Origin of the sequence: Leisingera caerulea DSM 24564 (assembly GCF_000473325.1) — a bacterium.
GTDB classification, from domain to species: Bacteria; Pseudomonadota; Alphaproteobacteria; order Rhodobacterales; family Rhodobacteraceae; genus Leisingera; species Leisingera caerulea.
This window is the reverse complement of the sequence record NZ_KI421513.1, coordinates 2,579,368-2,591,655: the sequence shown is the minus strand read 5'-3', so window position 1 is coordinate 2,591,655 and position 12,288 is coordinate 2,579,368. Positions and strand designations below refer to the sequence as shown.

Sequence of the window (12,288 nt, the reverse complement as noted above, 5' to 3'; positions counted from 1 at the left end):
ATGATTTCCCATGGCGCCCATGATTTCCCGCAGATCCCGTGATTTCCCAGCCGTCCCATGGTTTCCCGCCTGCCCTGCACGCCTTTGCCCTGTGCGGCCTGTCACATCCGCTCCCGGTTCCGGCAGGCAATCCCATCAGCGCCCATGTGCGGGCCGCAAACAGCAGCAGGCCCGCCACAGGGGGCGGGCCATCCGATCGTATTTATAGAGAGTGTGTGTGCGTGCCCGCGGGGCGTCAGGCCATGCCGCCGCCGATCAGCCCCTCGGCGATCCGGGCATAGGCCTGGGCCATTGCGCCCTCGCCCGCGGCCACCGGCGTGCCGCTGTCGCCCGCCAGCCGGGTGTCCAGATCAATCGGCAATGCTCCAAGCAGCGGCAGGCCCAGAGCCTCGGCCTCAGCCGCGACGCCGCCATGGCCGAAGATGTGATGCTCGCCGCCGCAATCCGGGCAGGTGAAGAAGGACATGTTCTCAATCAGCCCCAGCACCGGGGTCTTCAGCGTCTTGAACATGTCCATTGCCTTTCGCGCATCCAAGAGCGCCACGTCCTGCGGGGTGGAGACGACGATGGCGCCCGACAGCTCTGCCTTGGTGCAGAGCGTCAGCTGCACGTCGCCGGTGCCGGGCGGCAGGTCGACGATCAGCACGTCCAGCTCGCCCCAGTTCACTTGCCCCAGCATCTGCTGCAGCGCCCCCATCAGCATCGGGCCGCGCCAGACCACCGCCTTGCCTTCCTCCAGCATGAAGCCGATCGACATCAGGGTGACGCCATGGGCGTGCAGCGGTTCGATGGTCTTGCCGTCGGGACTGGCGGGGCGGCCCTTGGCGCCCATCATCCGCGGCTGGGAGGGGCCATAGATATCGGCATCCAGCAGCCCCACCTTGCGGCCCTGTTTCGCCAGAGCCACGGCGAGATTCGACGATACGGTCGATTTGCCCACCCCGCCCTTGCCGGAGGCAATCGCCAGGATGCGCTTGACGCCTGCGGGTTTCAGCGGCTCCGCCTGCGGTTTCGGGTGGCCGCCGACCTTGAGGCTGGGCGCAGGCTGCTGCGGCGCGTGGGCGGTCAGCGCGGCGGAGACGGTTTCGACGCCCTCGATGGACAGCACCGCCGCCTCGGCCGCCTTGCGCAGGGGCTCCATCAGCTTGGCGATCTCAAGGCTGGGGGCCTCGATCACAAAGCTGACCTTGCTGCCGTCGATCCGCAGCGCCCGCAGCATGTCGCGCGACACCAGCGTGCCGCCGTCCGGCAGGGCCAGCCGCTCCAGCGCTGCGTGAATCTGATCCTGGGTGACCGGCATGTCTGCTCTCCTGCGTGTTATCCGGCACATATATATGCGGCGGCGGCAGAGCTTGAAACCCGCCAGGCCCGATTGCCGCACATGGGCCGCGGAGACCGGATGCGCGGCCTGTCAACAGGCGCCGCCCGAAGCCATGCAGAAACCGCCGCGCGGTGCCGCAAAATTATACAGATGCGCAACGCGCTGCCGAAATTATTGTCATATTCCAGTTACATACCCATACGTCACCCATGCAGATGCTGCATAGCAGCAATGACGAAGCACGGGATTGCGACTCCCGGGGAGATCCCTAAATTATGGCTCAAGCGGCGCCGCTGAGGCGCAAGACGCAGATGACGAAACGGCTGGATGAAGGAACACGACCATGGCTGCTGCACATCAAATCTCCGCGGTGAGCGTAGCATCCCCGGCCGGGTTCCTGAACGCGCTGCTGGTGAAGTTCACCCGCTACCGCCTGTACCGCCAGACCGTCAATGAGCTGTCGGCGCTGTCGGGCCGCGAGCTGGCGGACCTGGGGCTGAGCCGCTGCGAAATCAAGCGCGTCGCCTACCAGGCTGCTTACGAGAACAACTGATAGAGATCAGGCTCTTCCTCCTCCTCCCTTTGAAGAGCCTGTCCTACGCGGCGGCATCCTCCTCCTCCCTGATGCCGCCGCACCCTATACCGGTCTTGAAGCCGGGCTTGAATCACCGGGGTCTCCTCCTCCCTTTTCCCCGGTGTTTGACAGAACGGCGGTGCCCCTCCTCCTCCCTGGGCGCCGCCGTTTCTTGTTTTTCAGGACATCACATCAAAGCCCCCGCACCCTTGCGGCATGCCGGAAGCGTGCTGCAGGCAAGCGGCTGCAGCCAGGCACAAGCCTGCTGCTGCCGCGCTGCTCTCAGAGGATGGGGGTGGCGCGGGGGCGGCGGGCAGCACAGCTGCCCGCCGCCCCCGCGCCCGGATCGGATCGCTGCGCGATCCGATCCGCCGGCCCAGCCGGCGCAAAACTTCTGGTCAGAACGGAACGTCGTCCGTGGCGGAGACAAAACGGGCGACCACTTTCTTGGTGCCCGCCTTTTCGAACTCCACTTCCAGCTTGTCGCCCTCGATGCCGGTGATGGCGCCATAGCCGAATTTCTGGTGGAAAACCCGTTCGCCCAGGGTGAAGCTGGAGGTGGCGGTGAGGTCGATCACCTGGTGCTTGCTTTCCTTGGGCTGCGACAGGCCGCGCTGGCCCGCCCGGGCCTGCATCCGTTTCCAGCCAGGGGAGTTGTAGCCGTCGGCCTGCGCCACCTTTTCGTCGATCGTTGAGCGCACCTGCTCTGCCCCCATGCCGCCGCCGGGCGCTGCCGCGCCGTAGCCGCCGCCGTAGAGGCCCGGCGGGGTCAGCACTTCGACATGCTCCTCCGGCAGCTCATCAATGAACCGCGAGGGCAGCTGCGATTGCCACTGGCCGAACACCCGGCGGTTGCCGGCAAAGGAAATGGTGCAGATCTGCTCGGCGCGGGTGATGCCGACATAGGCAAGGCGGCGTTCCTCCTCCAACCCTTTCAGGCCGCTTTCGTCCATTGAGCGCTGGGACGGGAACAGGCCGTCCTCCCAGCCCGGCAGGAACACGGCAGGAAACTCCAGGCCCTTGGCGGCGTGCAGGGTCATGATCGAGACCTTCTCGTCCGCGTCCTGCTTGTCGTTGTCCATCACCAGGCTGACGTGCTCCAGGAAACCCTGCAGGTTCTCGAAAGACTCCAGCGCCTTCACCAGTTCCTTGAGGTTTTCCAGGCGGCCCGGCGAATCCGGGTTCTTGTCGTTCTGCCACATGGTTGTGTAGCCCGACTCATCCAGGATGATCTCCGCCAGTTCCATATGGGTCGTGTCGGGGTCGCCAGCCAAGCGGCCCCAGCGGGCGATGCCCTCGACCAGCTGGCGCAGGGCGCCGCCGCCCTTGCCCTTGATCTGGCCGCTCTCGACCGCCAGCCGGGCGCCTTCGACCAGCGGCACGCCATTCTCGCGCGCAATGGTCTGAATCGTCTGCTGCGCCTTGTCGCCCAGGCCGCGCTTGGGGGTGTTGACGATGCGCTCGAACGCGAGGTCGTCGTCGGGGGACACAACAACGCGGAAATAGGCCATCGCGTCGCGGATCTCCAACCGCTCATAGAAGCGCGGGCCGCCGATCACCCGGTACGGCAGGCCGATGGTCAGGAAGCGGTCCTCAAACGCGCGCATCTGGTGGGAGGCGCGCACCAGGATGGCCATCTGGTCCAGCCCCAACGGTGCCTGGCCGCGGGTGCCGCGCTGCATCGATTCTATTTCTTCGCCGATCCAGCGCGCCTCTTCCTCGCCGTCCCAATGGCCGATCAGGCGCACCTTTTCGCCGTCGCCGGCATCGGTCCACAGCTCCTTGCCGAGGCGGCCCTGGTTGCCGCGGATCACGCCCGCGGCGGCGGCGAGGATATGGCCGGTGGAGCGGTAGTTCTGCTCCAGCCGGACCACCATGGCGCCGGGAAAATCCTTTTCGAACCGCAGGATGTTGCCCACCTCGGCGCCGCGCCAGCCATAGATCGACTGGTCGTCGTCGCCGACGCAGCAGACGTTCTTGTGCTTGCCCGCCAGCAGCCGCAGCCACAGGTATTGGGCGACGTTGGTATCCTGGTATTCGTCCACCATGATGTAGCGGAACCAGCGCTGGTACTGTTCCAGCACGTCGGGGTGGATCTGGAAAATCGTGACCATGTGCAAGAGCAGGTCGCCGAAATCCACCGCGTTCAGCTCGCGCAGGCGGGTCTGGTACTGGGCATAGAATTCGGTGCCGCGGTTGTTATAGGCGCTGGCGTCGCCTGCGGGCACCTTGTCCGGCGTCAGGGCCCGGTTCTTCCAGTCGTCGATGATACCGGCCAGCATCCGCGCTGGCCAGCGCTTGTCGTCGATGCCCGCAGCCTGGATCAGCTGCTTCAGCAGGCGGATCTGGTCGTCGGTGTCGAGAATGGTGAAGTTTGACTTGAGCCCCGCCAGTTCGGCATGGCGGCGCAGCAGCTTGACGCAGATTGAGTGAAAGGTGCCAAGCCAGGGCATCCCCTCGACCGCCTGGCCCAGCATGCCCGCCACCCGTTCCTTCATTTCGCGCGCGGCCTTGTTGGTAAAGGTTACCGACAGGATCTCATTTGGGCGCGCACGGCCGGTGCTGAGGAGGTGCACGATGCGGGTGGTCAGCGCCTTGGTCTTGCCGGTGCCGGCGCCGGCCAGCATCAGGACCGGTCCGTCCAAGCATTCCACCGCCTCCCGCTGGGCGGGGTTCAGCGTGTCCAGATACGGCATCGGCCGCGCCTGCATGGCGCGGGCCGACAGCGATGCGCCCTCGAAGGCGTCCATTTCGTCGAAACTGCTCATGGCCGCGATCCTAACCTGATTCAAGCCCGGCGGAAAGAGGACGTTCACACTCTGTTCACACGTTTACGGACCGCAGGCAGCCCGCCCGGGAAAGCGCGGATTTGAAACGTTTTCGCCCCATTTTTTCCGCCTTCTGCGCCGCCCCGGACGCCACCTTCACGAAACCGAAAGATCATTGCGCAACCCTTGGGCGAAATACATGGTTTAAATGGTTTAAAGTGATCGGGATGCCAATTCAGCCGTCCGGGCAGCTGCTGCCCCTCCTCAAGACTTATTCGCTGCTGCTGGTGCTGCTGGCGGCAGCCGCGCTGTCGGCCTGGGCGGTCTATGCCGTCCCCGCCCCTGCGGTCGACCGGATGCTGGAGGCTGACCTGCGCAAACAGGCAACGGACTGGCGGCGCCGGATCCTTTTGCATCTGGAGGACGGCGCCGGCAGCTTCTTTACCGGGCAGCTGGACCAGCATGACATCGAATACCTGTCGCTGCTGCCGGCAACCACCGATGCCTACCGGATCAAACTGTTCCAGGCGGACGGGCGCGTTATGTGGTCCACCCGCCCCGCGGACATCGGCACGGTGAACCGCAAACCCTATTTCCAGCAGAAGGTGGCCAAGGGCGCTGTCTATTACGCCCGCGGCACCAAGCCAGTGTCCCAGGTCGATGGTTTCGAAACCCGGGACACCGGCGCCATGGCGGTCAGCCGCGAAGTGGCGGAGATCTATACGCCGGTGCTGAAGGGCGGGCAGTTTGCCGGGGCGATCGAGTTCTATTCGGACATCACCGCGGTGCGCGACACCTTCCTCAGCCGGGTGCGCATTTCGCTGGCGCTGGTGTCTGCCGTGATGGTGGCCGCGATCGGCATCGTGTCCGTGGTTGTCATCAGGACCAACCGGCTGAGCCTGCGCCAGATGCAGCAGCGTGCCGCCAAGGATCAGGAAATCATGGCCAGCCAGATGCAGCTGGCGCGTGAGGTCAAGCTGCTGGGGGAGCTGAACGAATGGCTGCAGTCCTGCCGTTCGCTGGATGAGCTGTTCAAGATGGTGTCTGAGTTCATGAGCCATCTGCTGCCGGATGCCGAGGGCAGCATCTATGTGTTTTCCAACTCGCGCGATGTGCTGGCCGGCTGCGCCAGCTGGAACGGCGGCGGGCTCAAGGACCATATCCGGCCCGATGAATGCTGGGGGCTGCGCCGCGGCCGCACCTATGAATACGGCGCCTCCGAGGTGGAGTTCACCTGCGCCCATGCGGCACCGCATGACGGGCGGCCGTATTTCTGCTTTCCGATCCTTGCCCACGGCGAGACCGTCGGCCTGATGCACCTGCGGGCAATGCCGCCGCGGGCCGGCGATTTTGCCACCTGCAAGCCGCTGGCGCAGATGTGCGCCGAGCAGATCAGCATGGCCATCGCCAATGTGCGGATGCGCGACCAGCTGCACGACCAGTCGGTGCGCGACCCGCTGACCGGGCTGTTCAACCGCCGCCACATGACCGACAGCCTGCGCAAGCACCTGAACAGCGGCGAGTTGAACTGCACGCGCCTGAGTGTGATTGCGGTGGATGTCGACCATTTCAAGAAATTCAACGACAACCACGGCCATGACGCGGGCGACATGGTGCTGCGGGCGGTCAGCACGGTGCTGGAAAAGGCCTGCGACGGCAGCGAGGCCGCCTGCCGCCCCGGCGGCGAGGAGTTCACCCTGATCCTGCCTGGCGCCACCCCCGAAGAGGCGCTGGCCCGGGCCGAACTGCTGCGCCAGGCGGTGGAGGAGATCAGCGTGCGCTATGGCGAGAAGACCCTGCCGCAGATCACCATTTCCGCCGGTGTTGCGCATTACCCGGCCCACGGGCTGTTGCCGCAGGACCTGCTGCGGGCCGCGGATGAGGCGCTTTATGCCGCCAAGGCGAAGGGGCGGAACCAGGTCTGCGCGGCCGCGGCCGGCACCGAGGCCGAACAGGATGCCGCATGGCGCGCGGCAGAACAGGCGGCCTCCGCGTGCCCGCCCGCCGCCGGAGCGAACAAGGCGGGCTGACAGCGGCTGAATGCGGGCGGCTGCGGCAACTGCTTTGCGGGGCTGGACTTTTCTGCATCACGGCTTCCAAATGCGAGGATGGATCTGCATCAGCGTTACCCCGGCCTCGACGATTTGAAACACCGCGCCAAAAACCGGCTGCCGCGGTTTGTGTGGGATTACCTGGACAGCGGCACCGGCGCCGAGCAGGCCCGCGCCCGCAACCGCACGGCGCTGGACCGGATCCGCTTTCTGCCGTCCGTTCTGCACGGCCCGATGGAGCCGGAGCTGAGCACCAGTTTCCTGGGCACCTCCCAGGCCCTGCCCTTCGGCATCGCCCCGGTGGGTATGTCCGGGCTGATCTGGCCGGATGCCGAGGCCGCACTTGCGCGCAGCGCCGCCGCGGCGGGCATTCCGTTTTGCCTGTCCACCGTGGCCAGCCGGTCGCCGGAGGATCTGGCCCCGCATCTGGGGCAGGACGGCTGGTTCCAGCTGTACCCGCCCAAGGACGAGGGCATCCGCGCCGACCTGCTGGCGCGGGCCCGGGATGCGGGTTTCAGAACACTGGTTCTGACGGTGGATGTGCCCGCCGCCTCGCGCCGGGAACGGCAGACCCGCTCCGGCTTGACCCAGCCGCCCCGGCTGACCCCGCGGCTGCTGGCGCAGATTGCGGTGCGGCCCGCCTGGGCGCTGGGAATGGCGCGGCACGGGATGCCGCATATGCGGACGCTGGACAAATATATCTCCGGCGCGCAGGCAAACCTGCCGCCGACCGCCCACGTCGGCTATTTGCTGCGCACCTCGCCTGATTGGGACTATGTGCAATGGCTGCGGCGCAATTGGGACGGCCCTTTCATCGTCAAGGGGGTGATGCGCGCGCGCGATGCCAAGCGGCTGGAAGAGGCCGGCGCCGATGCGGTCTGGATCTCAAATCACGGCGGCCGCCAGTTTGATGGCTGCCCCGCGGCGATAGACGTGCTGCCGGAGATCCGGGAGGCGGTGCGGATACCGCTTATTTTCGACAGCGGCATCGAAGGCGGGCTGGACATTATCCGGGCGCTGGCCCTGGGCGCGGATTTCGTCATGCTGGGCCGCGCCTATCACTATGCGCTGGCAGCACTTGGCGAAAACGGCCCGGCGCATCTGACCGATATTCTGGCCAAGGACATGCAGGCCAACATGAGCCAGCTGGGCGCGCCGGACCTGGCGGCTTTGAAATCCCTGGAGCGGTGGCCGCCTGCGGCAGGATGAACCGTTGCGCGGCGCAGGTCAGGCGGTTTTCTCCAACCGCTCAAACGCGGCCAGGAAGTCGCGCACAACCTGCCGCACGGCGGTTTCGCTGCCGCGGTCGGGACTGTTGATCGGGATCAGGTTCTGCAGCGCAAACACGTGCTTTTGCACCGGCTTGGGCAGCACATGCGGCTCCGAGAAGGCCATCCGCCATTCCGGAAACGCCCGGGCGGGCGCCGCTTCGCTGACCAGCACCCGGATATTGCCGTGCCGCGGGTCTGAGCTGATGCGGTGAAACAGCGCAGCCAATGCCTCCGCCGGGCCTTCGATCACCTGCAGGAACCACCCCATGTGGCCGACCAGCATGCCGGTCACATCAGCGGCGGCGTTGGATTTCTGCGCTTTCTCCACGATCACGGCCAGCTCCTTGCTGGACATGCCGCGCACGGCCTGGCTGACGTATATGATACGGTGCATGATTACTCTCCTTGGCAGCAGCCGGCGCCGGAGCGCGGCTGGTTTTCTGAGGGCAAGCAATTGAACCCAAGTCTGTTTTCAGTCTAACCGGAAGGCACCGGGCTGCGCCTGTGCCGGAAGGTCAGGACCGGGCTCTTTGGTTGCGCCGCGCGGCGCTTTCCTGACCCGAAGTTGAGCGCGCTGGCCGAAAGCGCTCCGCTCCGGCTGCCGCATTGCAGCATGCCGCCGGACCCCTGCCGGCGCAAAGCCCGTTACAAAGCGCAAAAAACCGCCATCCGGGATGTAACAAAAATCCAAAAACAGGCCGCTTGAGAGCGCAATCATGCCGGAAATACCCAGAACTACGGTTGTGCGGATCGCTAATATCCGCCTAACACTGCACCAACTTGCACGGACCCCGAGGGTGAAATGACCGACTTCAAAAAGATCCTGATTGCCAACCGTGGCGAGATCGCGATCCGCGTGATGCGCGCCGCCAACGAGATGGGCAAACGCACCGTCGCCGTCTATGCCGAGGAGGACAAGCTCGGCCTGCACCGGTTCAAGGCGGACGAAGCCTACCGGATCGGCGAAGGCATGGGGCCGGTTGCGGCCTATCTGTCGATCGACGAAATCATCCGCGTCGCCAAGGAATGCGGCGCCGATGCGATCCACCCTGGTTACGGCCTGCTGTCCGAGAACCCGGAATTCGTGGACGCCTGCGCCCGCAACGGCATCACCTTCATCGGCCCCAAGGCAGAAACCATGCGCGCTCTGGGCGACAAGGCCTCGGCCCGCAAGGTGGCGATACAGGCCGGCGTGCCGGTGATTCCGGCGACCGAGGTGCTGGGCGACGACATGGACGCGATCCGCAAGGAAGCGGCTGAGATCGGCTATCCCTTGATGCTGAAAGCCTCCTGGGGCGGCGGCGGCCGCGGCATGCGTCCGATCCACGCCGAAAAGGAGCTGGAAGAGAAGGTGCTGGAAGGCCGCCGCGAGGCGGAAGCCGCGTTCGGCAACGGCGAGGGGTATCTGGAGAAGATGATCACCCGCGCCCGCCACGTCGAGGTGCAGATCCTGGGCGACAAGGACGGCAACATCTATCACCTTTACGAGCGGGACTGCTCGGTCCAGCGCCGCAACCAGAAAGTGGTCGAGCGCGCCCCGGCCCCGTACCTGAGCGAAGAACAGCGCGCCGAGCTGTGCGACCTGGGCCGCAAGATCTGCCAGCATGTGAACTATGAATGCGCGGGCACCGTCGAATTCCTGATGGATATGGAGTCCGGCAACTTCTACTTCATCGAAGTGAACCCGCGGGTGCAGGTGGAGCATACCGTGACCGAAGAGGTCACAGGCATCGACATCGTGCAGGCGCAGATCCTGATCGCTGAGGGCAAATCCATTGCCGAAGCGACCGGCAAGGCATCGCAGGACGATATCCGCCTGAACGGCCACGCGCTGCAGACCCGTGTGACCACCGAAGATCCGCTGAACAACTTCATCCCGGACTATGGCCGCATCACCGCCTACCGTTCGGCCACCGGTATGGGCATCCGCCTGGACGGCGGCACCGCGTATGCGGGCGGCGTGATCACCCGCTATTACGACTCGCTGCTGACCAAGGTGACCGCCTGGGCGCCGACGCCCGAGAAGGCGATTGCCCGCATGGACCGCGCCCTGCGCGAATTCCGGGTGCGCGGCGTGTCGACCAACATCGCGTTTGTCGAAAACCTGCTGAAGCACCCGACCTTCCTGTCGAACGAATACACCACTAAATTCATCGACGAGACACCGGAGCTGTTCCAGTTCAAGAAGCGCCGCGACCGCGGCACCAAGGTGCTGACCTATATCGCGGACATCACCGTGAACGGCCACCCGGAGACCGAAGGCCGTCCGGCGCCCGCCGCCGACCTGAAGGAGCCGCGCGCGCCCCGGGTTGAACCGGGCGAGCTGCCGCACGGCACCCGCAATCTGCTGGAGGAAAAAGGCGCGCAGGCAGTTGCCGACTGGTTGAAGGCGCAGCCGCAACTGCTGCTGACCGACACCACCATGCGCGACGGCCACCAGTCGCTGCTGGCGACCCGGATGCGCTCGATCGACATGATCAAGGTGGCGCCGGCCTATGCGCAGAACCTGAGCCAGCTGTTCTCGGTCGAATGCTGGGGCGGTGCGACCTTTGACGTGGCCTACCGCTTCCTGCAGGAATGCCCCTGGCAGCGCCTGCGCGACCTGCGCGAGGCGATGCCGAACGTGATGACCCAGATGCTGCTGCGCGCTTCCAACGGCGTCGGCTACACCAACTATCCGGACAATGTGGTGCAGGAGTTCGTGCGCCAGGCGGCGGAGACCGGGGTCGACGTGTTCCGCGTCTTCGACTCGCTGAACTGGGTCGAGAACATGCGCGTTGCGATGGACGCGGTGGTCGAAAGCGGCAAGGTCTGCGAAGGCACCATCTGCTATACCGGCGATATCCTGGACCCGAACCGCGCCAAGTACGACCTGAAGTATTACGTCGGCATGGCCAAGGAGCTGGAAGCCGCTGGTGCCCATATCCTGGGCCTGAAGGACATGGCGGGCCTGCTGAAGCCCGCGGCTGCCCGCCAGCTGGTCAAGGCGCTGAAGGAAGAGGTCGGCCTGCCGGTCCACTTCCACACCCACGACACCTCGGGCGTGGCCGGTGCCACCATCCTGGCGGCGGCGGATGCCGGCGTGGATGCGGTGGACGCAGCCATGGACGCCTTCTCCGGCGGCACCTCGCAGCCCTGCCTGGGCTCCATCGTCGAGGCGCTGCGCAACACAGATCGCGACACCGGCATCGACATCGCCAAGGTGCGCGAGATCTCCGGCTACTGGGAACAGGTTCGGGCGCAGTATGCCGCGTTTGAAAGCGGCCTCGCGGCGCCGGCCTCGGAAGTGTACCTGCACGAGATGCCGGGCGGCCAGTTCACCAACCTGAAGGCGCAGGCGCGCTCCTTGGGTCTGGAGGAGAAATGGGCCGATGTGGCGCAGACCTATGCCGATGTGAACCAGATGTTCGGTGACATCGTTAAGGTGACCCCGTCGTCCAAGGTGGTTGGCGACATGGCGCTGATGATGGTGAGCCAGGGCCTGACCCGCGATGAGGTCGAGAACCCGGAAACCGATGTGGCCTTCCCCGACTCGGTGGTCGACATGATGCGCGGCAACCTGGGCCAGCCTCCGGGCGGCTTCCCCGAGGGCATCGTCAGCAAGGTGCTGAAAGGCGAAGCGCCGAACACCGAGCGCCCGGGCAAGCATCTGGAGCCGGTTGACCTGGAAGCGGTCCGCGCAGACCTGTCCAAGCAGCTGGAAGGCTTCAAGGTCGATAACGAGGACCTGAACGGCTACCTGATGTATCCCAAGGTGTTCCTGGATTACATGGGCCGCCACCGCCAGTACGGCCCGGTCCGCACCCTGCCGACCCGCACTTTCTTTTACGGCATGGAGCCGGGCGAGGAGATCACCGCAGAAATCGACCCGGGCAAGACCCTGGAGATCCGTCTGCAGGCGATTTCCGAGACCGATGAGAAAGGCGAAGTGAAGGTCTTCTTTGAACTCAACGGCCAGCCGCGGGTGATCCGGGTGCCGAACCGTCTGGTCAAAGCCTCGACCGAACAGCGCGCCAAGGCGGAAGCGGGCAATGCGAACCACGTCGGCGCGCCGATGCCGGGGGTCGTGGCCTCTGTCGCGGTGCAGCCGGGCCAGCAGGTGCATGAAGGCGATATGCTGCTGACCATCGAAGCGATGAAGATGGAAACCGGCATCCACGCCGAGCGCGATGCGGTTGTGAAGGCCGTGCACGTGCAGGCCGGCGGCCAGATCGACGCCAAGGATCTGCTGGTCGAGCTGGAATAAGCCAGCGCCTGAAATTGAGTGAAGGGCGCCCTGCCGGCTGGCGGGGCGCCCTTTTGC

At 65.5% G+C, this 12,288-nt stretch carries 7 protein-coding genes; 4 read left to right on the top strand and 3 right to left on the bottom strand.

Annotated elements, in window-relative coordinates:
* Nucleotides 1-235: 235 nt before the first annotated feature.
* Nucleotides 236-1,300 carry an Mrp/NBP35 family ATP-binding protein gene (locus tag CAER_RS0119810; RefSeq protein WP_027236997.1) on the bottom strand — a complete coding sequence of 355 codons (1,065 nt, stop codon included), beginning with the start codon at nt 1,298-1,300 and terminating at the stop codon, nt 236-238.
* Nucleotides 1,301-1,664: 364 nt separating this feature from the next.
* Here CAER_RS0119810 and CAER_RS0119805 point away from each other — a divergent pair, with 364 nt between their 5' ends.
* Nucleotides 1,665-1,874: a DUF1127 domain-containing protein gene (locus tag CAER_RS0119805; protein WP_027236996.1), complete on the top strand. Its 210-nt coding sequence runs from the start codon at nt 1,665-1,667 to the stop codon at nt 1,872-1,874.
* Between the two features lie 419 nt (nt 1,875-2,293).
* Here the strand turns inward: CAER_RS0119805 and CAER_RS0119800 are convergent, their stop codons facing one another.
* Nucleotides 2,294-4,663, bottom strand: coding sequence for an ATP-dependent helicase (locus CAER_RS0119800; protein ID WP_027236995.1), 2,370 nt, complete (start codon nt 4,661-4,663; stop codon nt 2,294-2,296).
* Between the two features lie 227 nt (nt 4,664-4,890).
* Here CAER_RS0119800 and CAER_RS0119795 point away from each other — a divergent pair, with 227 nt between their 5' ends.
* Nucleotides 4,891-6,693, top strand: coding sequence for a sensor domain-containing diguanylate cyclase (locus tag CAER_RS0119795; protein ID WP_027236994.1), 1,803 nt, complete (start codon nt 4,891-4,893; stop codon nt 6,691-6,693).
* A 78-nt stretch (nt 6,694-6,771) separates the two neighbouring features.
* On the top strand, nt 6,772-7,923 hold the full coding sequence (locus tag CAER_RS0119790) for an alpha-hydroxy acid oxidase (RefSeq protein WP_027236993.1): 1,152 nt from the start codon (nt 6,772-6,774) through the stop codon (nt 7,921-7,923).
* Between the two features lie 18 nt (nt 7,924-7,941).
* Here CAER_RS0119790 and CAER_RS28245 read toward each other — a convergent pair whose 3' ends face one another.
* Complete coding sequence (locus CAER_RS28245) at nt 7,942-8,379, bottom strand: BLUF domain-containing protein (RefSeq protein WP_036797467.1); 438 nt, start codon at nt 8,377-8,379, stop codon at nt 7,942-7,944.
* Between the two features lie 408 nt (nt 8,380-8,787).
* Between CAER_RS28245 and CAER_RS0119780 the strand changes: the two genes are divergently transcribed.
* Entirely contained in the window at nt 8,788-12,231 is a 3,444-nt protein-coding gene (locus CAER_RS0119780) for a pyruvate carboxylase (RefSeq protein WP_027236992.1), read from the top strand.
* Nucleotides 12,232-12,288: the final 57 nt, after the last annotated feature.